Annotated in this window: 17 protein-coding genes and 1 pseudogene; 5 read left to right on the plus strand and 13 right to left on the minus strand. The window is 60.4% G+C overall.

Going from position 1 to position 20,005, the window contains the following annotated elements; genetic code table 11:
• Positions 1–43 precede the first annotated feature (43 nt).
• Both AC1DMK_RS03510 and AC1DMK_RS03515 read left to right on the plus strand, forming a co-directional pair.
• Positions 44–736, plus strand: a complete 693-nt coding sequence (locus tag AC1DMK_RS03510) for a fumarylacetoacetate hydrolase family protein (protein ID WP_477857139.1) — start codon at positions 44–46, stop codon at positions 734–736.
• Between the two features lie 108 nt (positions 737–844).
• A complete protein-coding gene (locus AC1DMK_RS03515; protein WP_037061144.1) occupies positions 845–1,372 on the plus strand; it encodes a gamma carbonic anhydrase family protein in 528 nt (175 codons plus the stop codon).
• 47 nt (positions 1,373–1,419) lie between these two features.
• Here AC1DMK_RS03515 and AC1DMK_RS03520 read toward each other — a convergent pair whose 3' ends face one another.
• From AC1DMK_RS03520 to AC1DMK_RS03530, 3 genes are read right to left on the minus strand one after another with little or no spacing between them, the layout of a single operon-like run.
• Positions 1,420–1,818 (minus strand): Fur family transcriptional regulator, encoded by a 399-nt coding sequence (locus AC1DMK_RS03520; RefSeq protein ID WP_037061142.1) that lies wholly within the window; start codon positions 1,816–1,818, stop codon positions 1,420–1,422.
• A complete protein-coding gene (znuB, locus tag AC1DMK_RS03525; protein ID WP_037061140.1) occupies positions 1,815–2,633 on the minus strand; it encodes a zinc ABC transporter permease subunit ZnuB in 819 nt (272 codons plus the stop codon). Before znuB ends, AC1DMK_RS03520 begins: the two co-directional genes overlap by 4 nt.
• Positions 2,626–3,549 (minus strand): metal ABC transporter ATP-binding protein, encoded by a 924-nt coding sequence (locus tag AC1DMK_RS03530; protein WP_037061138.1) that lies wholly within the window; start codon positions 3,547–3,549, stop codon positions 2,626–2,628. The genes znuB and AC1DMK_RS03530 overlap by 8 nt, the downstream gene beginning before the upstream one ends.
• Before the next feature lie 101 nt (positions 3,550–3,650).
• On the opposite strand from AC1DMK_RS03530, the gene AC1DMK_RS03535 reads away from it, so the two are divergent.
• Both AC1DMK_RS03535 and AC1DMK_RS03540 read left to right on the plus strand, forming a co-directional pair.
• Positions 3,651–4,634, plus strand: coding sequence for a zinc ABC transporter substrate-binding protein (locus AC1DMK_RS03535; protein WP_037061137.1), 984 nt, complete (start codon positions 3,651–3,653; stop codon positions 4,632–4,634).
• Between the two features lie 78 nt (positions 4,635–4,712).
• Positions 4,713–5,918 carry a GTP-binding protein gene (locus AC1DMK_RS03540; RefSeq protein WP_477857143.1) on the plus strand — a complete coding sequence of 402 codons (1,206 nt, stop codon included), beginning with the start codon at positions 4,713–4,715 and terminating at the stop codon, positions 5,916–5,918.
• Positions 5,919–6,152: 234 nt separating this feature from the next.
• Here AC1DMK_RS03540 and AC1DMK_RS03545 read toward each other — a convergent pair.
• From AC1DMK_RS03545 to AC1DMK_RS03590, 10 genes and pseudogenes are all read right to left on the minus strand, one after another.
• Positions 6,153–6,463, minus strand: a pseudogene (locus tag AC1DMK_RS03545) (RcnB family protein).
• Complete coding sequence (locus tag AC1DMK_RS03550) at positions 6,411–8,024, minus strand: glycoside hydrolase family 43 protein (protein ID WP_477857146.1); 1,614 nt, start codon at positions 8,022–8,024, stop codon at positions 6,411–6,413. Before AC1DMK_RS03550 ends, AC1DMK_RS03545 begins: the two are co-directional and overlap by 53 nt.
• A 93-nt stretch (positions 8,025–8,117) precedes the next feature.
• Positions 8,118–9,149, minus strand: coding sequence for an L-glyceraldehyde 3-phosphate reductase (mgrA, locus tag AC1DMK_RS03555; RefSeq protein ID WP_477857148.1), 1,032 nt, complete (start codon positions 9,147–9,149; stop codon positions 8,118–8,120).
• A 211-nt stretch (positions 9,150–9,360) separates the two neighbouring features.
• Complete coding sequence (locus AC1DMK_RS03560) at positions 9,361–10,494, minus strand: Gfo/Idh/MocA family protein (RefSeq protein ID WP_477857150.1); 1,134 nt, start codon at positions 10,492–10,494, stop codon at positions 9,361–9,363.
• 8 nt (positions 10,495–10,502) lie between these two features.
• A complete protein-coding gene (locus tag AC1DMK_RS03565) occupies positions 10,503–11,264 on the minus strand; it encodes a sugar phosphate isomerase/epimerase family protein (protein WP_477857152.1) in 762 nt (253 codons plus the stop codon).
• Between the two features lie 43 nt (positions 11,265–11,307).
• On the minus strand, positions 11,308–13,773 hold the full coding sequence (locus tag AC1DMK_RS03570; RefSeq protein WP_477857153.1) for a beta-mannosidase: 2,466 nt from the start codon (positions 13,771–13,773) through the stop codon (positions 11,308–11,310).
• A 124-nt stretch (positions 13,774–13,897) separates the two neighbouring features.
• Entirely contained in the window at positions 13,898–14,983 is a 1,086-nt protein-coding gene (locus AC1DMK_RS03575) for an ABC transporter ATP-binding protein (RefSeq protein WP_037061126.1), read from the minus strand.
• A 3-nt stretch (positions 14,984–14,986) separates the two neighbouring features.
• Complete coding sequence (locus AC1DMK_RS03580; RefSeq protein ID WP_051973977.1) at positions 14,987–15,913, minus strand: carbohydrate ABC transporter permease; 927 nt, start codon at positions 15,911–15,913, stop codon at positions 14,987–14,989.
• Between the two features lie 4 nt (positions 15,914–15,917).
• Positions 15,918–16,823 (minus strand): carbohydrate ABC transporter permease, encoded by a 906-nt coding sequence (locus tag AC1DMK_RS03585; RefSeq protein WP_037061121.1) that lies wholly within the window; start codon positions 16,821–16,823, stop codon positions 15,918–15,920.
• Positions 16,824–17,034: 211 nt separating this feature from the next.
• Positions 17,035–18,270: an ABC transporter substrate-binding protein gene (locus tag AC1DMK_RS03590; RefSeq protein WP_037061118.1), complete on the minus strand. Its 1,236-nt coding sequence runs from the start codon at positions 18,268–18,270 to the stop codon at positions 17,035–17,037.
• Positions 18,271–18,721: 451 nt separating this feature from the next.
• On the opposite strand from AC1DMK_RS03590, the gene AC1DMK_RS03595 reads away from it, so the two are divergent.
• On the plus strand, positions 18,722–19,762 hold the full coding sequence (locus tag AC1DMK_RS03595) for a LacI family transcriptional regulator (RefSeq protein ID WP_477857156.1): 1,041 nt from the start codon (positions 18,722–18,724) through the stop codon (positions 19,760–19,762).
• The last annotated feature ends 243 nt before the right edge of the window (positions 19,763–20,005 follow it).

The raw sequence follows: 20,005 nt of genomic DNA on the forward strand, positions 1-20,005 counted from the left end.
TCCGTCTAAGATAACGGGAGTCGCAAAACAGCAAGGGCGCATCATGTCCACCGCCACCGTCATTCCTCTTCCCAAACCCGTCCTGCTGCCCGTTGAAGGCGCGTCCGATCGTTTCCCGGTTCGACGTGTCTATTGCGTCGGTCGGAACTATGCAGACCATGCGATCGAGATGGGGCATGACCCGAGCCGCGAGCCGCCCTTCTTCTTTCAGAAGAACGCCGACAACCTTCTGCCGTCGGGCCGGGATTTCCCCTATCCTCCGCTCTCCAACGACGTTCATTTCGAGGTCGAATGCGTCCTGGCACTGAAAGCCGGCGGCCAAAACATCCCGAGCGAAGCGGCACTCGACTGCGTCTACGGCTACGCCGTCGGCATCGATTTCACCCGGCGCGACCTGCAGGCCGAAGCCAAGAAACTCGGCCGCCCCTGGGAAGTTGCGAAAGCCTTCGAATATTCCGCGCCGGTCTCGGCCATCGTTCCGGCAGCCAAGCTCGGACATCCCTCAGCAGGCCGCATCTGGCTCGATCTCAACGGCAAGCGTGTCCAGGACGGCGATCTCAACCAGATGATCTGGAAGGTGCCGGAAATCATTGCCGAACTTTCGAAGCTGTTCATTCTCGCACCGGGGGACGTCATCATGACCGGCACGCCGGCCGGCGTCGGCGCCGTCAAGCGTGGAGACCGGGTGGATTGCGGCATCGACGGTATTGCAACGCTCGGCGTCACCGTCGCCTAGAGCAAATCCAGCAAAAGTGCTTAGCGGTTTTGCGTTTGGAATTGCGTAAAACACAACGTTAGAGCGCGATTAGAAGAAAAGCGGAAATGCTCAAACGGAGGAAAAGCGATGCCTGTCTACGCTCTGGGTGGATTGAAGCCGCAACTGCCGCCGTCCGGCACCTACTGGATTGCGCCGGACGCCCACGTGATCGGCGAAGTCGTTCTGGGCGCCGACGTCGGCATCTGGTTCGGTGCAGTGCTGCGCGGCGACAATGAACCTATCACCGTCGGCGAGGCGACCAACATCCAGGAAGGCGCGATGCTGCATACCGACCCCGGCTCTCCGGTCGTGATCGGCAAAGGCTGCACCATCGGCCATCACGCGATCGTCCACGGCTGCAAGATCGGCGACAACTCGTTGGTCGGAATGGGCGCGACGATCCTCAATGGCGCAACGATCGGCAACAACTGCCTCGTCGGCGCCAATGCGCTGATCACCGAAGGCAAGGCGTTCCCTGACAATTCCCTGATCGTCGGATCGCCTGCCCGAGCGATCCGTACCCTCGATGACGCAGCGATCGATGGCCTGCGGAAGTCGGCCGAGAGATACGTCGCTAACTGGCATCGTTTCGCCCGAGACCTGAAGGCGCTCTGACCCCTTGCTGAGGATCAACGCCACTGCGCCACCGCGATCGCGATACGCTAAGCGGCACAGGCCTCGCAAAGGCCGCGAATTTCGATCGTCGTCTTCTCGGCCTTGAATTTCTTGCCGCGCGTCCAGTCCATGAGGCGGTGGTCCACCTCGTGATCGTGGAACTCCATCACCTGCCCGCAGCTCTCGCAGATCGCGAAGGCGACGATACCGTGGCTGTGGCAGTTCTCGCCGGGATGTGCGCAGGCAACGAAGGAATTGATGCTTTCGAGCCGGTGTACGACGCCGTATTCGAGCAGCTTCTCCAGTGCCCGGTAGACCTGCAATGGCGCGCGAAACCCATGGTCGCGCAATTTGTCGAGGATCGTATAGGCGCTGAGCGGCCCCTCTGCCTTTTCAAGCACGTCGAAGACAAGGGCCTGGTTCTTGGTCAGAAGTGGTGCGTTCATGAGCCTTGTCCTTCCATTGCCGCCTGCCCCCGCCCGCGCTTGGGCAGCAGGCTGAGGATGAAGAGTATCAATGCCGCGACCACGATCGAGGGACCCGACGGCGTATCGTAGGTAAGCGAGCCGAAGAGACCGACGACGACGGCGACAGCGCCGATCAGCGATGCGAGAACCGCCATGACCTCGGGCGTCGAGGAAAACCTGCGCGCGGCAGCTGCCGGGATGATCAGCAGCGAGGTAATTAGCATGATACCGACGATCTTCATCGCGATAGCGATCACGACGGCCATCAACAGCATGAAGAACAGACGTGCCCGCTCCGGCCGCAGCCCCTCGGCCTCGGCAAGTTCGGGATTGACAGTCGAAGCGAGTAGCGGCCGCCAGAGCCATGCGATTGCAGCCAGCACCAGAACGCCACCACCCCAGATGAAGACGATGTCCGTCTGCGATACGGCGAGAATGTCGCCGAACAGGAAAGCGATGAGGTCGATGCGCACCCAGCTCATGAAAGCGACCATGACAAGACCGATCGCCAGCGTCGCATGCGAAAGGATGCCGAGCAGTGCATCCGCCGACAAAGCCTGCCGCTTTTGCAGGAAGAGCAGCAGGATCGACACCGTCGCCGACACCATGAAGACCGCGAGCGTCACGTTGAACTGCAGGAGCAGCGACAGCGCCACACCGAGCAGCGCCGAGTGGGCGATCGTATCGCCGAAATAGGCCATGCGGCGCCAGATGATGAAGCATCCGAGCGGCCCGGTCGTCAGTGCCAGCCCGACGCCCGCAAGGATGGCGCGAACGAAGAAATCGTCAAACATGCCGCTCTCCAGCCGGGTCGTGATGCTCATGGCCGTGATCGGCCGCGGTGCGATCGTGATGGGTATGGCCGGCATGATCATGGTGCACGTGATCGTGAACGTCGTGATCGTGGTGGTGTCCGTCATCGGGGTGGCAATGATCCGTCACCGTTCCATCCGAATGCAGCACGCGCCCGTCTGGGAGATGCGTATGGTCGTGATCGTGGCTGTAGACGGCAAGTGCCTGCGCTGCGCGGCTGCCGAACAGACGCACATACTCGGCGCTCTGCGTCACGGCTTGCGGCGTGCCGCGGCAGCAGACGTGCCCGTTGAGGCAGATCACCGTATCCGTGGCGGCCATGACGACGTGCAGGTCGTGCGAAATCAACAAGATACCGCAGCCAGTGCTATTGCGGATCGACTTTATCAGATCGTAAAGCGCGATTTCGCCCGAAAAATCGACTCCCTGAACGGGTTCGTCCAGCACAAGCAGATCAGGCTTGCGGGCAATGGCACGCGCCATCAGTGCCCGCTGGAATTCGCCGCCCGAGAGATGCTGCACCTCGGCCCCAGCCATGTGCGAAAGTCCGACGGCCTCGAGCGCCGCCGTCATATCACTGTTGGAAAGCGGCCCTGTGAGGGTCATCAGGCGGCGAACGGTCAGCGGCAGCGTCCAGTCGATCGAAAGCTTCTGCGGCACATAGCCCACCTTCAGACCGGATGCACGGTCAACCCTGCCCTCGTCCGGCTTCAGCACGCCGATCGCGGCCTTGACGGTGGTCGATTTGCCGGAGCCATTTGGGCCGATCAGCGTCACGATCTCCCCGCGCGATACCGAGAAATCGACGCCGCGCACCAGCCACCGACCATTTCGCCGGACGCCAACGTTGGAGAGCGAGACCAGCGGCTTCGTCTCGAAATTTGCGGGAGATAACATCATTTTTCCGAAAGTGCTGTTGCGTCCTGCTATCGCACACGTTATAGCATAACGCAATTGATGTAATAACATAACAATCGCAATTCAAGCGGAGCGTGCAGATGAAACTCGCGACGGGCCTTACCCTCGCAATCCCCGCGATCCTTTTTGCCGGGACGGCCAGAACAGCCGACGCGCCAGTCGTCGTCACCTCGATCAAGCCGGTCCATTCGCTGGTGTCGGCGATCATGCAGGGCGTCGGTACGCCGGAGCTGATCGTCGACGGTGCCGCCTCGCCGCACACCTACACGATGAGGCCGTCGAACGCCCGTGCCCTGCAAAACGCCAAGGTGGTGTTCTGGGTGGGGCCAGGGCTCGAAGCCTTCTTGGAAAAGCCGCTGGAAGCGCTTGGCACGGACGCAACAGTTGCCGAGCTGGACCGGGCACCGGGGCTGACGAAGCTCAAATTCCGCGAAGGCGGCGCCTTCGAAGCGCACGACGACGACGATCAGCATGATGCCGCAGGGCACGAAGGCGAAGACCACGAAGGTCATGACCACGCCGACGCCGGCCACGATCACGGTGCGTTTGACACGCACCTCTGGCTTGATCCGATGAATGCAAAGGCAATGGCCGCCGAGATCACCACCACGCTCGTCGCGGCAGATCCTGCAAACGCGCTGTCCTATCAGGCAAATGCCAAAGCGCTCGACGACAAGCTGGATGCGCTCGATACGGAGATTGCCGGCATCGTGTCACCGGTGAGGGATAAGCCCTTCGTCGTCTTCCATGATGCCTATCAATATTTCGAAGATCGCTACAAGGTACGCGTCGCCGGTTCCATCACTGTCAGCCCGGAAACCATTCCAGGCGCCGAGCGCATATCGGAGATTCACAAGAAAGTCGCCAGTCTCGGCGCCACCTGCGTCTTCGCCGAGCCGCAGTTCCAGCCCCGTCTTGTCGATGTCGTGATCGAAGGTACGAAGGCAAAGCCGGGTGTCCTCGATCCGGAAGCGGCAACACTCGACGCCGGCCCCGATCTCTATTTCAACCTCATGCGCAGCATTGCCAACAGCTTGAAGGATTGCCTTTCGAGCGAAAGCTGAAGGTCTATCGAGGCGGACTCGAGGTCCGCCTTTTTCAGTGTTGCCGATGTAATGATATAACATAAATAGGAGCCATTGATGGATAATAAGCTTCCGGTCACTGTCCTTTCCGGGTTTCTCGGCGCTGGAAAGACGACCTTGCTGAACCACATCCTCACGAACCGAAAGGGAATGCGGGTGGCCGTCATCGTCAACGACATGAGCGAGGTCAACATCGACGCCGCACTGGTGCGTGACGGCGGCGCGAACCTGTCGCGGACGGAGGAACAACTGGTCGAGATGACCAACGGTTGCATCTGCTGCACCCTGCGCGACGATCTGCTGAAGGAGGTTCGGCAGCTCGCCGAACAGGGGCGCTTCGAATATCTGCTGATCGAGTCGACTGGTATCGCCGAGCCGCTTCCTGTCGCCACCACGTTCGAATTCCGCGACGAAAACGGCGAGAGCCTTTCCGACGTCGCACGGCTCGATACCATGCTGACGGTCGTCGACGCGGCCAACCTGCTGGCCGATTATGGTTCCGCCGACTTCCTTGCGCAGCGCGGCGAGACCGCCGGCAACGGCGACAACCGCACCGTCGTCGATCTGCTCGTCGAGCAGATCGAATTCGCCGACGTCGTCGTCCTCAACAAGATCGGCGCCGCGACGGAGGCGGAACGCGAAGCAGCGCGCCAGATCATCGTTGGCCTCAATCCGGATGCGCGGCTCATTGAAACCGATTTCGGCAAAGTGGACCTGAAGGACGTCCTTGGGACCGGCCGTTTCKACATCGACCGCGCCGAGACCCATCCGCTCTGGTACAAGGAACTGCACGGCTTCAAGGACCACGTGCCAGAAACCGTGGAATACGGCATCCGCTCGTTCGTTTACCGCGAAAAGCGTCCCTTCGATCCGCTCAAGCTCCAACAGTTTCTCGACACGACTTGGCCGGGCGTCGTGCGCGCCAAGGGCTTTTTCTGGCTCGCCACGCGGCCGCATCACGTCGGGGAGCTCAGCCAGGCAGGCGCGATCCTGCGAACTCGCCGGATGGGGCTGTGGTGGGCTGCGGTGCCGCTCGACCAGTGGCCAAAGGACCAGCGTTTCCTCACCGCGATCTCCCCCTACCTCGATCCGACCTGGGGCGATCGTCGCCAGGAGATCGTATTCATCGGCGCGGACCCGATGAACGAAGGCTGGATCCGGAGCGAGCTCGATGCATGTCTGATCGACGATGAGGATTTCGTGCCCGAGAAATGGCGCAACCTGCCTGACCCGTTCGTAAGATGGGGAGACCGGGCCGCATGAAGGTACCCGCGGCCAGGCCATATCGCTGCCTATGCGAGGAATGCGAGCCACTTCCGCCGATTGACGGATTGCAGACACCACCCCAAGCAGAAAGAGACCCCATCGCAGGCAACCTGTTCAGGAGCGTTGCTCAGCGGCTGCTGTCGACGGGGCCGCCGTCGTCGCCATAGCGGTGGTCCATAAGCCGGAAGGGCGGCCATCATTGCGGCCCTCCTATCGCCTGCGCCGAAGCCGTCAGCGCCCGGCGATGATGTTGGAGATCACGCCGCTGGCGGTACCGATCAATAGGTAGTCGTTGTCGATGCGGACCCGCCGATAGCCGCGTGGCGGCTCCGACAGGCGATAACGGCGATAATCGCGGACGTCCTGCATGTGACGCCGCTCGGCCGGGGGCATGCGATGGCCACGGCTCCACATGTATTTCGTCACGTGAACGTCACGCTCGACGACAAATGCGGCATCGCCCTATCTCCGGCTGATGCCGACGATCGATCACAGCTCTTCGTAGTTGAACCAGTCGAAATCAGCCGTCTTGGCGCGGCCAGATGTGTCAAATGCCAGGACACCCGCGAAAGCCCCGGTAAACGAACCATGCTCGCCGCGTCCGCCCTCGTCGGAAACCACGCCGGCATCGAGCACCGGGCCGATCGCCTGCCAGGCGCCCTTGCCTTCCGTCTGCCAGAAAAACTGCAAGTCATTCTCGCGGATTTCCATGGAAAGCTGCACGCGCCCTTCGGCAGGAAGAGCAGCGCCGCTGCCTGCCGGAAAACTCAGGCGGCTGTGCGGATAGTCGCCATCGCAAGATAGGATGGTGACACAGCGGCCAAGCTTTTCATGCAGCGTCACCACCACGGCGTGGAACTTGTGGCGATTGTAGTAGTGCGTCAGGCCGGCAGCCTGCTGATAGGTGTCCGGATCGAACTCGACGACGGTCTCGGCACGGAAGCTGTGGTGCTCCTGGCGGCGGGCGACCAGCGACTGCTCGAACCAGGAACCAACGCTTTCGCGGGCGATAAGCCTGAGATGGCCGGGGCGGTCGGTCAGGTTGAAGATGCGCTCGGGTTGCGGCGTGCGAAGCCATTGGAAATCAGCCGGCAGCCGGCCGTCATCGAAACTGTATTCGGTCCGCGTGGGCTTTTCGACGGGAACGGCACCCTTCAGTCCCTCGACGACGACATCGGGCACAGTCATGCCATTCTCGAGATAGAGCCAGCCGTCTTCCTGCCAGACGCATTTCTGCAGGCTGGTTTCGCGCCCGAGCGTGCAGCGGCGCTTTGGCGGCATCGGGCGACCGCAGAGGTGCGTGTGATAGACCTGGCCGTCCGGCGTTTCGACGTACTGCCCATGCCCTGCCCTTTGCAGCACGGCTTCGGGATGATCCTTTGAGGTTATCAGGTGCATGTTCGGATGCATCTCATAGGGACCATCAATATTGCGCGAGCGGGCCATGGTCACTGCATGGTCATAGCCGGTACCGCCTTCCGCCGTCGTTAGATAGTAGTAGCCGTTGCGCTGGAATAGATGCGGGCCTTCGACCAGCCCAAGCGGGCTTCCGGCGAAAATGTTCTTGATCGAACCCTTCAGCCTCTTCGTGCGGGGATCCCACTCCTGCATCAAGATACCGTCGAAGGCCGGCGACTTTGGCGCGCCGCCGAAGCTTTCGGTGCGGTGGTTCCACTGCATGTTGAGGAACCACTTGCGGCCATCCTCGTCGTGAAAGAGCGACGGATCGAACCCCGAGGAGTTCACGTAGATCGGATCGGTCCACTCGCCCTCAATCTCAGGCGACGTGACGATGTAGTTGTGCGCATCCTTGAAGCTTCCGTCGAAGCGCTTGACGTCGGTGTAGACCAGCCAGAAGAGTCCATCGGCATAGGAAAGACACGGTGCCCAGACACCGCAGCTGTCCGGATTGCCGCGCATGTCGAGTTGCGATTTTCGCTCCAGCGGGCGACGCACTAGCGTCCAGTTCACGAGATCGCGCGAATGATGAATCTGCACGCCGGGATACCATTCGAAGGTCGAGGTGGCGATATAGTAGTCGTCGCCGACGCGGCAGATGGATGGGTCCGGATTGAAGCCCGGCAGGATGGGATTGCGGATCATGATGGCGTCTCCTCCTCACGCTCGCATACTCTGCGGCACGTACATCAAACTGTAGATGAAAAGCGCCCGGAAGGTCGTTCCGGGCGTTTTTGATTATTCGATTTCCGCGGACTTGGCCCAAAGGTTGATATCAGCCTCGCGGGCATAGACATCGATTTCCTTCAACTCGTCTGCCGTAAATTCAAGGTTGTCGAGCGCCTTGACGCAATCGACGATCTGTGACGAACGGCTGGCGCCGATCAGCGCGGACGTCACGCGGTCGCCGCGCAGCACCCATGCGATCGCCATCTGCGCCAGCGTCTGCCCGCGCCTTTCGGCAATCTCGGCGAGCTTGCGAATATTATCGATGATGCCTGGGCGGATGAAGTCCTTCTTGAGGAAGTGGTTCTGCGCAGCGCGGCTGTCCTGCGGGATGCCACCGAGATACTTGGTCGTCAGCATGCCCTGGGCCAGTGGCGAGAACACGATGGAGCCCATGCCGACCTCGTCAAGCGTATCGAGAAGCTTGTCGTCCTCGACCCAGCGGTTGAGCATGGAATAGCTCGGCTGATGGATCAGGCATGGTGTACCGAGGTCCTTAAGGATCGCAGCAGCCTCGCGGGTGCGCTGCGAATTGTAGGACGAGATGCCGACATAAAGTGCCCGGCCGGAACGAACGATATGATCGAGAGCACCGCAAGTCTCCTCCAGAGGGGTATCCGGGTCGAAGCGGTGCGAATAGAAGATATCGACATAGTCGATGCCCATGCGCTTCAGGCTCTGGTCGCAAGAGGCGATTATATACTTGCGGCTGCCCCACTCGCCGTAGGGGCCTGGCCACATGTCGTAACCAGCCTTGGACGAAATGATCAGCTCGTCGCGCAGCCCGGCGAATTCGGTGCGCAGGATTTCACCGAAGGCGGTTTCGGCAGAGCCTGGAGGCGGGCCGTAGTTGTTGGCGAGGTCGAAATGCGTGATGCCGAGATCGAACGCCGTGCGGCACATGTCGATCTTGCGGTCATGCGGGGTGTCGCCACCGAAGTTGTGCCAGAGGCCGAGCGAAACGGCCGGAAGCTTCAGGCCGGAACGGCCCGTACGATTATACTTCATCTTCGAATAGCGGTCTGAAGCCGGTTGCCAGCTCATCTGCGAAGGTCTCCTAAACCTATTTAAAAGTGCTTCTCGTTCGTATCCGCATTGGGCGGCAGCCGAAAGGTAAAAGCACCTCCGGCGTCATCCTCGGCCTTGTGCCGAGGATCTGCAACAGAGCGTTATAGATCCCGCGTGAGGCCCGAGCATGACGGAACTATGGGAGCAAGCGCGCCGATACGGCAAGCGCACGGCGCAAGTTTCTAAACTACTTCAAGAGTGCCTGTGCTTCCTCGATCCCGAGCGCTGCAGGCTGAGTGCAGGTCGTGGTCAGGTCGATGAACCTGCCTTCTTCACCCGACTTCAGGATGGACGTCATCACGTCGACGCCATGCAGCGTGCGATCAAGCGAGCAGCGCGCGTCACGGCCTTCGATGATCGCCATCGCCATGTCGGCAAGGCCGGCCGTACGGTAGTTTGCGCGCGGACCCTGCGGGCTCTCCTGGTTGGAAATGCCGAAGGGGTGATCCCAGTCTTCCAGCGGCTTGATCTCCTTGTCGCGGCCGCTGGCCTCGACGACACCGCCGAAGAAGTTCGGATCTGGCACATAGAGCGAGCCGTCGGTGCCGTAGAGCTCCATGTTGGCATGGCGGTGAGACCAGACGTCCCAGCTGGCCGTCAGCGTGACCGTCGCGCCGCTGACGAACTCCAGGATCGCCTGGACCGTCGTCGGCGTCTTGACCGGGATGATCTCGCCGTTGCGCGGCTGGCTGGTGATCGTGCGGGTTTCTGATGCCATGGATGTTATGGCGCCGACGCGCTTCACCGGGCCGATCAGGTTGATCAGGTTGGCGATGTAGTAAGGGCCGAGGTCGAGGATCGGACCGCCGCCCGGCAGGAAGAAGAAGTCCGGGTTCGGATGCCACATTTCCATGCCTGGGCTCATGACGTAGCACGCGCCCGAAGTGATGCGGCCGATACCGCCCTCGTCCACATATTTGCGGGCAAGCTGGTGTGCGCCCCCGAGGAAGGTATCCGGCGCGCAGCCGACGGAGAGATTCTTCGCCTTGGCGATGCTACGAAGCTCCTCGCCCTGCTCCAGTGTGAGCACCAGCGGTTTTTCCGAATAGACGTGCTTGCCGGCTTCGAGGATCGCCTTCGAAACAGGGAAATGCGCATCCGGGATCGTCAGGTTGACGATGACATCGATCTCGTCATTGGCGAGAAGCTCGTCGATGGTCTGCGCCTTGACGCCGTACTCTTCCGCGCGGGCCTGGGCGGCCTGCACGTTGAGGTCGGCGCAAGCCAGAACCTTGAGCCCCTTGAAGAGAGGCGAAAGGGAGAAGTAAGTCGTGGAGATGTTGCCGCATCCAATGATGCCGACGCCAAGTTCCTTGGTCATAGTGTGCCTCAGTAGGTCTTGAAGGATGCGATCGAGCGGGTGATCAGACGATCGATATCGCTCGGGTTATCGTGTTCGACGACGTAGTGCTTGGCTTTGGTGCCCTTCAGCGCGGCCATCAGCTTCGACCATGCGACAGTGCCATGACCGACATCGGCCCAGCCGTCTTCGTTCTTGTTCTCGCCGGCCGGCGCGATGTCCTTGACGTGGACGGACGTGATGCGGCTCCCAAGCTTCTCGATCCAGGCGAAGGGATCGGCGCCGCCGCGGATGACCCAGGCGATATCCGCTTCCCAGGAAATATCCGGCGCGCCTTCGAAGATACGCTCGATCGGCAGCGAACCGTCGGCGAGCTTGACGAACTCGAAGTCGTGATTGTGCCATCCGAACTCATAGCCGGCGTCCTTGTAAGGCTTGCTCATCTCCTGCAGACGCTTGCCGAACGCAAGCCAGCCGGCACCGTCCGTCGGGCGCTCGTCAGCGGCCAGATGCGGTGCATAGATCGAATCCATGCCGAGCACCTTGGCAATGTTCAGCGACTTCTCGACTTCGCCATCGAGAAAGCTGGGGCTGAAGTGGCCGGTCGCCATGACGAGGCCGTTCGTGTCGAGATCGGCGCGCAGGCTCTTCAGCCCGGCGTTGTCCAGATCGGCGTAGATGCCACCGAAGCCTTCGACTTCCTGATAGCCGGCTTTGCCGAGCTTTTCGAAGATTGCCGAATAGGGCTGGAAATTGCGGGCGCTATACAGCTGAAAACTGAGTTTCGTCATATCATTCTCCTCGGGCCTCGTGCCCATTGCATTTTAATCAGCATCAATCCACGGACTGGCAGGATTGCAGGTCGTAGAAACGGAATTCCGGCAGAACGCCGCCCTCGAGCGGTTTTGCCGGGGTGAAGGTGATGCGGCGCGTTTCACCCGCCGCAAGATCGAAGGCATTGTCGGAATATTTGCCGTCGGTGTCAGTCTCGATCATCACGAAGAGTGCAAGTCCCTTGGCGGTGACGTTGAGGCAGACGGAGCCGTCCTCCTCGACATACTCGTGCGTGACCATCAGGCCCGCGGGCTCGAGTTCCAGTGCCTTGTAGGTGCCGTGCACGTAGTGCCCCTCGCCGCCCATGCCGTTCGACGCCGTGAAACGCCAGGCAAGCAGCGTACCCGCAGGCAAATCGGCGACCTCGACGGAAGCCGCCGTGACCGCTGCATCCGGACTGCAGACCGCCTGCACATCCTTCAGATGCTTGCGCTCGCCCTTCATATCGAGGATCGAGATCGAAAGATCGACGCTCACCTCGTCGAGCGTGTCGTTGACAAGCGAAAACTGGACCGTCATGCCGTCATCCGAAGGAATGGCCGCAACCGCCACCGGCTGGAAGAAGCGCTTCACCAGGTAGTGCATCGCCTTCCAGCGGCCGCCGTAATCGAGGCTCGACCAGGATGCGACCGGCCAGGTGTCGTTCAGCTGCCAGTAGATGGTGCCCATGCAATGCGGTTTCAGCGACCGCCAGTATTCGACCGCTGTCTTGATCGCCAGCCCTTGCTGGATCTGGGAGAGATAGACGAAGTTCGGGAAGTCCTTGGGAAAGCGGAAATAGCGGAACATCGTGCCGGCAATGCGTTCGTTGCCGCCGGCATTCTTCTGGTGCAGCTCCATGACGGGCGACGCGACATTCATGTCCTTGGCATCGGCATAGGTCTTGATGACGGGCAGCGACGTGTATGACTGGAAGCCGAATTCCGAGCAGAAGCGCGGGCGCACCGAGCGATAATTGTCGAACGACTTGTTCTCGTGCCAAACGGACCAGTAGTGCATATCGCCGGAACCGTCGGCATGCCAAGCATCGCCGAAATCCAGATAGCCGGAAGCCGGACTCGACGGCCACCAGATTGCGTCGGGAGCCGCCTTCTTCATCGCCTGTTCGATCGTCCGGTTGAGACGATCGTAGGAAACGAGGTAGCGGTCGCGATCCTTCTTCGATTCATCGAACCAGGTCAGCGCACCGACCAGCTCGTTGTCGCCGCACCAGAGCGCAATTGACGGATGCGAGGAAAGGCGGCGGACCTGATAGTCTACTTCGAGCGTGACGTTTTCTAGGAAGTCCTGGGTGGACGGGTAGAGATTGCAGGCGAACATGAAATCCTGCCACACCAGCAGGCCGAGCCGATCGCAAAGGTCGTAGAAGTAATCCTGCTCGTAGAAGCCGCCGCCCCAGACGCGGATCATGTTCATGTTCGCAGCCTTGGCAGACTGCAACAGATCCGCGGTCTTTTGGGGGCTCGAACGCGAAAACAGCGCATCCGCCGGGATCCAGTTGGCGCCGCGGCAGAAGATCTCCCGGCCGTTCACCTTGAGCGCGAAGCGGCTGCCGGTAGCATCCGGCGTGGTGATGAGTTCGACGGTCCGAAGCCCGATCTGCTTGGTCAGTGCATCCGACGGCAGATCCACCGTCAGAGCAAGGAGCGCCTGCTCGCCGCTCCCTGCGGGCCACCAGAGGCGGGGCTTGTCGATCTGGAAAACGTGGTTCACCACCGTTTCGCCGGCAGCGACACCAACGTCGAGGCGCACGCGCTCGCCGTCGAGCGAAAAATGCACGGGAACGATACCGGGGCTCTTGGCAAACAGCGTCGCACTGACCTGCAGATCCACGGAGCCGTCGAGATTGTGCACCTGTCGGGTCGTGACGTGTTCGATGCGTGCGGTTTCGAGCTTGCGCAACGCAATCGTGCCGTACAGGCCAAGCGGCGCTATCGCGATGTTCCAGTCCCAGCCGAAATGGCACTGCGGCTTGCGCAGCATGTTGCCGTTGGCGATCGGCGAATTGCCTGTCGAATATGGAATATAGAAGGGCTGCTTGGCCTGGCGGTCGGCGCCGGCCGCAATGCTTGAATGCAGCACGACACGGATGACGTTGTCGCCAGCCTTCAGCTGACTGCTGACATCGGGCCGGTAGCGACGGAAGCTGTTATCGGCCAACAGCACCGGAGAGCCGTTGACGAAAACCGCCGCAACGGTATCGAGATAGTCGATATCGAGGTACCAGTCGCCATCCAGCTCCGACAGCGTGAAGCTGCGTTCGATCGCCCAATCGCGATCAGCCACCCACTGCACCACGTCTTCGTTGCGGCCGAAATAAGGGTCGGGAATGAGCTTTGCGGCATGCAGCGCCGAGTGCACATCACCCGGCAGGGTGATCGGCGTGGTGATTTCGCCATCGGTGGAGGTGAGCTGCCACGATCCGGAAAGGTCGAGGTTGAACCGGTTGGTCGGCAAGGATGTCATAGCATTGTCCCGATCAGGCCGCTCTTGGGAGAACCCGGAACACCGGGCTGCGACCGAATTTGGCAGGCCAAGATGGCCGATTGTAAGAACGGGCGGAGTTTTCGGCTCCACCCGCATGCGACTTCTAGAGGCGGAGTTCGGTTTCGGCGTCGAAGATCGACGCCAGCGACATATCGAAGCCGAGCTTCACGCGTGAGCTGGGGCTGAAGCGGCGCGAACCGTTGATGCGCACTGACATTGTGTGGCCGGCATGCTTCAACCACAGCAGATTGTCGGCGCCCATGGGCTCCTCGATATCGACCGTCGCGTCGTGCACCTCCGCACCGAGGTTTTCGTTGACCTTCACATGTTCCGGACGGACACCAAGAATGACCTTGCGGCCGGCCTGCAGCCGCTCGGTCGTCTCATAAGCGTCGACCGAGAAACTCACGCCATTGGCGGTGAACACCGTCTGGTCGCCCTGCTTGGCGATTTCGCCGCGCAGGAAGTTCATCGACGGCGAACCGATGAAGCCTGCCACGAAGAGATTCCGCGGCTTGTTATAGATCGTTGTCGGATCGGCTAGCTGCTGGATGATGCCGCTCTTCATGATAGCGATACGGTCGGCAAGCGTCAGCGCCTCGATCTGGTCGTGGGTGACGTAGATCATGGTGTTTTTCAGCGACTGGTGCAGACGCTTGATTTCCACGCGCAGCTCCGAACGCAGCTTGGCGTCGAGATTGGACAGCGGTTCGTCGAAGAGGAACACGTCGACGTCGCGCACCAGCGCCCGACCGATCGCGACACGCTGCCGCTGGCCGCCGGAAAGCTCGGCCGGCTTGCGCTTCAGAAGCGCCTGGATCTGCAGGATCTCGGCAGCGCGGGCGACGCGCTTGTCGATCTCGGGCTGCGGGATCTTGGCGACCTGGAGCCCGAAGGACAGGTTCTTCTCGACCGTCATCTGCGGATAGAGCGCGTAGGACTGGAACACCATGCCGATGCCCCGGTCCTTGGGTTCTTCCCAAGTGACGTTCTTGCCCTTGATGAAGATCTGGCCGTCGGATGCATCCAGCAGACCGGCGATGCAGTTGAGCAAGGTCGACTTGCCACAGCCGGACGAGCCGAGCAGCACCAGGAACTCGCCGTCGTTGATCTCGAGATTGAGATCCTTGAGAACATTGACCGCGCCGAAGTTCAACGAAAGATCTTTGATGGAAACGCTCGAATTCATGGATCAGCCTTTCACTGCGCCGGCGGCGATGCCACGGACGAAAAGTCGTCCCGACACGAAATAGACAACCAGCGGCACCAGACCCGTGAGGATCGTTGCGGCCATGTTGACGTTGTATTCCTTCACGCCCTGGACAGAATTGACGATATTGTTGAGCTGCACGGTCATCGGATAGTACTCAGGCCTCGTGAAGACGACGCCGAAGAGGAAGTCGTTCCAGATGCCGGTGACCTGCAGGATCATTGCCACGACGAAGATCGGCAGCGACATCGGCACCATGATCTTCAGGAAGATCTGCCAGAAGCCCGCCCCATCGATGCGCGCCGCCTTGAAAAGCTCCTGCGGCAACGACGCGAAATAGTTGCGGAAGAGCAGCGTCAGGATCGGCATGCCGAAGATGCTGTGCACGATGATGAGACCAGTCAGCGTCCCGTATATTCCCAATTCACGCAGCACGATGACGATTGGATAGATCATCACCTGATAGGGAATGAACGCACCGATCACGAGGATCGAGAAGAACAGTTCGGATCCCTTGAAGCGCCAGTTGGCAAGCGCATAGCCGTTCACAGAAGCGATCGCGATCGAGACAATCACCGAGGGAACGGTGATCCGCACCGAGTTCCAGAAGCCCCGAGACAGGCCGTCGCAGTTAAGACCCGTGCAGGCCGTTGCCCAGGCCTTGACCCACGGCTCGAAGGTGATTTCGACAGGCGGCGAGAAGATGTTGCCGAGACGGATCTCGGGCATACCCTTCAGGGACGTAACGATCATCACGTAGAGCGGCAACAGGTAGTAGGCGGCGGCGACGAAAAGCGAGCCGTAGAGCATGATATTGCGCGGGGAGATCACCCGCTTCGGCTTCGGACCGCTCGGCCCGGAAAATGTCTTCTCCGTCACAACGCTGGTGTCCGTCTTCTTGAGAGCAATGGCATCAGGCACGCTTACGCCCTCCCCCGAATTCCAGATATGCCCAGGGCACGATGATGATGGCGACCGTCACGAGCATCATGGTCGAGGCCGCGAAGCCCTGTCCGAGGTTCTGCGCCTGGAACATGTAGTCGTAGACGTACTTCGCAGGAACTTCCGACGAAATGCCGGGACCGCCGCTGGTCTGCGCCACCACAAGGTCGTAGACCTTGACGATGCCGCTGGCGATAATGACGAGCGTGGTGATGAACACCGGACGCATCATTGGAATGACGATAAAGAGATAGGTCTTCCACATCGGTATGCCGTCGACGCGCGAGGCCTTCCAGATATCCTCGTCGATGCCGCGCAGTCCGGCGAGCATCAGGCACATTACGAGCCCGGTTCCCTGCCACAACGCCGCGATCAGCACCCCGTAGATGACGATTTCAGGCGTATAGAGCGGATCGAAGCTGAAGCTCGTCCAGCCGAGCGAGCGCACCACCGACTGGATGCCGAACTCCGGATTGAGCACCCACTGCCAAACCAGGCCGGTGACGATGAAGGAGAGTGCGAAGGGATATAGGAAAATCGTCCGGAACGCATTTTCGAAACGAATCTTCTGATCCATCAGGGCGGCCAGAACGAAGCCGATCACCAGGCTGAAGATCAGGGAAAGGATGCCGTAAAGGGCAAGATTCTCGATGGAAATGATCCACCGCGGCGCCGCCCACAGGCGCTTGTATTGGTCAAAGCCAACGAAGCTCAGCCGCGGCAGCAGCTTCGAGTTGGTAAAGGAATAGAACACCGTCCAGAGTGTGCCGCCGAGGAAAATAACGACGGCGGTCAGAATCATCGGGATGGATGCAATTTTAGAGTTCAGATTGCGCAGCAACTGATTTGGCCGGCCTGCTCTCGCTTGACCCGTCATTGTGACTCCTCCTGAAACGCAAATGCTTCTGTGATCGCGAGCGGCGGACCAAGTGGACGCCCCTCCTGTTTTCCACCTCCAGACCGCAGGTCGTGCGAGGCACGACGGAGCCGCCTGAAGAGCGCTGTCACAAGCCGGATCGCAAGCAGGAATTCCGGAAGATCCGGCTCCCTCAACGGGAGCCGGATCGCAACAGCAAGGATTTAGACGATCAATCGGCAGACGCGATGATCTCGGCGAAGCGCTTCTGTGCCGCCTCAGGCGTCATCGAAGGGTTCGCGAAGAACTCGGAGAAGAGGTCTTCCTTCTGCTTCTGGCTATCGGCAGACAGCAGCTGGTCGGTCCCCGCCACGACGTTGCCCGCCTTGAGGATCTCGAGACCCTTCTTCATGCAGTCGTTGGCGGCAGCAAGATCGACGTCACCGCGAACCGGCAGCGAGCCCTTCTTCAGGTTGAAGGCAACCTGCGTCTTGGGGTCGAGAAGCGTCTTGGCGAGCACTTCCTGCGCCTTGGACTTTTCGGCGTCCTTGAGCAGCGGGAAGTAGAAGGCGTCGCCGCCCGTCGAGATCACTTCGTTGACACCGAGGCCCGGAAGGCAGGTGTAGTCCGTGCCGGCCTTCTGGCCAGCCAGAGCGAATTCGCCCTGCGCCCAGTCGCCCATGATCTGTCCGCCGGCTTTGCCGGTGATGACGAGGTTCGTTGCCTGGTTCCAATCCTGCACGTTCGAGCCCTTGGCCATCTTGCGCGCATCGTCGGCAGCTTTGAAGACCCTGGCAATATCCGGGCCCGCAGCGGCTTCAGCATCCTTGTCGCCGAAAACCTTCTGGAAGACGTCCTTGCCGGCGATTGCGACCATCAGCACGTCGAAAGCACCAGCGGCCTGCCATGGCTGTCCACCAACGGCGAGCGGCACGATACCGGCCTTTTCAAGCGCCGGTGCAGCAGCAACGAATTCATCCCAGTTCTTCGGCACGGCGACGCCGGCCTTCTTGAAGGCCGCGTTCGAAAGCCAGAGCCACTGCCAGGAGTGAATGTTGACCGGAGCGCAATAGATCTTGCCGTCAATGGTGCAGGAATCGAGCAGGCTGGCCGGACGAATGATATCCTTCCAGTGTTCCTGTGTCGCGACGTCGGTCAGGTCGCGCATCAGGCCGGACTGAACCAGTTCTTCGGCCTGGCGGCCATGGTTGAACTGCGTAGCGCCCATCGGATCGCCGCCGGTGATACGGCTGACCATGATCGGACGCGCGGTGCCGCCGGAACCGGCAATGGCCCCGTCGACCCAGTGGTTGCCGGTGGCGTCGAACGCCTTGGCCAGTTCAGCCACGGCTGCAGCTTCGCCGCCGGACGTCCACCAATGGGTAACTTCGAGATCGGTCGCACTTGCCGCACCAAGCGGCAGCACGACGGAAGCGGCAAGCGCAGCCGCCATCAAACGGAAATTCATGAGTTTTCCTCCCTCACTGAAACGTTGCCGGAAAAACTTAGTTCAATCGATATTTTCGCGCAACAGTCCTCCCCGAAAATTTTGTTTTCCCGCGTCATTTGCTACCAATGCCTGTCATAAAGCCCGTTTCCATAGCAAGGCGAGATAAAGCCAAGCAGCGGTGTGTGCAACGCACACTACGTGTAATTATTTGATATAACTAGAATTTCTAGGGAGTCTTGGAGACTTTGAAACTGCCATCCTTTCGCAAGCGCAAAAAATACGGGCATAAATCGACGATTCAATCAATGCGAGCGATAGCTCCAGGCATGTTGGAAAAAGCGCTCGACATTTCTACTGTATCGTTACAGATTTTGCATCTTGCGGGATAAGCGGCTTGCGGCCTTCGTGCTTACAGCGCTTCCAAAAGCATCTATAAGCGGACCAAAATCGCACAGGACGGCCTAGCAGGATGGAAAACAAAGGGAGTTTTAGGGGAGCGGTGGCTGAGGCAACGCGCGAACGGCCAACACTGAAGACAATCGCCTTCATGACCGGCCTTGGCGTGACCACGGTGTCCCGCGCCCTCAAGGACGCGCCCGATATAGGCGCGGAGACCAAGGAGCGCGTCCGCATGGTCGCCCGTCAGCTCGGCTACCAGCCGAACAGGGCCGGCGTGCGCCTTAGAACAGGCAAGACCAACGTCATTGCCCTCGTGCTGAGCATCGACGAAGAGATCATGGGTTTCAGCAGCCAGATGGTGTTCGGCATTTCTGAAGTTCTGAGCGGCACGCCCTATCACATCGTCGTCACGCCGCATTCGCACAGCAAGGATCCAATGCTGCCGGTACGTTACATTCTAGATACCGGCTCGGCAGACGGTGTCATTATCTCCCGCATCGAGCCAGACGACCCCCGCGTCAGGCTGCTGACAGAGCGCAACATGCCCTTTGCCACGCATGGGCGAACGGATGCCGGGCAGGTTCATCCGTTTCACGATTTCGACAACGAGGCCTTTGCCTACCAGGCCGTGGCAAAACTGGTCGCCAGAGGGCGCAAGCACATCGCCCTCCTCCAGCCGCCAAGCAAGCTGACATACTACACGCACATGCGAATAGGCTTTCAGACCGGCCTGCACGACTACGGCGCCGAGGAAGTGCCGCTGCGGGTTACGATCGACACCCCCCTCGAAGAAATCCGCAATGCGGTCGAAACGATGATGCGCTCTCCAAACGCGCCCGATGGCATCGTGTGTTCCGCCGGAAGCGCCGCCATCGCCGTCAACGCCGGCATCGAGGCAGCCGGCAAGCGGCTCGGCCACGACGTGGACATGGTCTCGAAGGAATCCGCACCGATCCTCAACTGGATCCGGCCGGAGATCATCACCGTCTACGAAGACGTCCGCCATGCCGGCCGCGAGATGGCCAAGGCCGTCATCGCCCGGATCGACGGCGTCGAACCGGAACTGCTCCAGAGCATCAGCCAGCCGGTGTGGCGGCAGCGGGACAGATAAGGCGTGCGAGGCAGGGTGGGCCGGGTTCACAACCAACAGAGAAGTTGGCGGGATAAGTATCGGCTCGCTCTACCAGTATTTTCCGGATAAGCTCTCTTTGATCGAAGCTATTCGCCACCGCCACCTCGATGATTGTCTTTCGGTGATGCGGAAATCACGAACAAATCGACTGTCGCTGGAGCAATTGGCGCGAATTTGGTTCGGGCCATGGTGGCGGCGCATAGCATCTGCCCTGGGCTCCAT

It is taken from the genome of Rhizobium sp. 05L419, assembly GCF_056397845.1.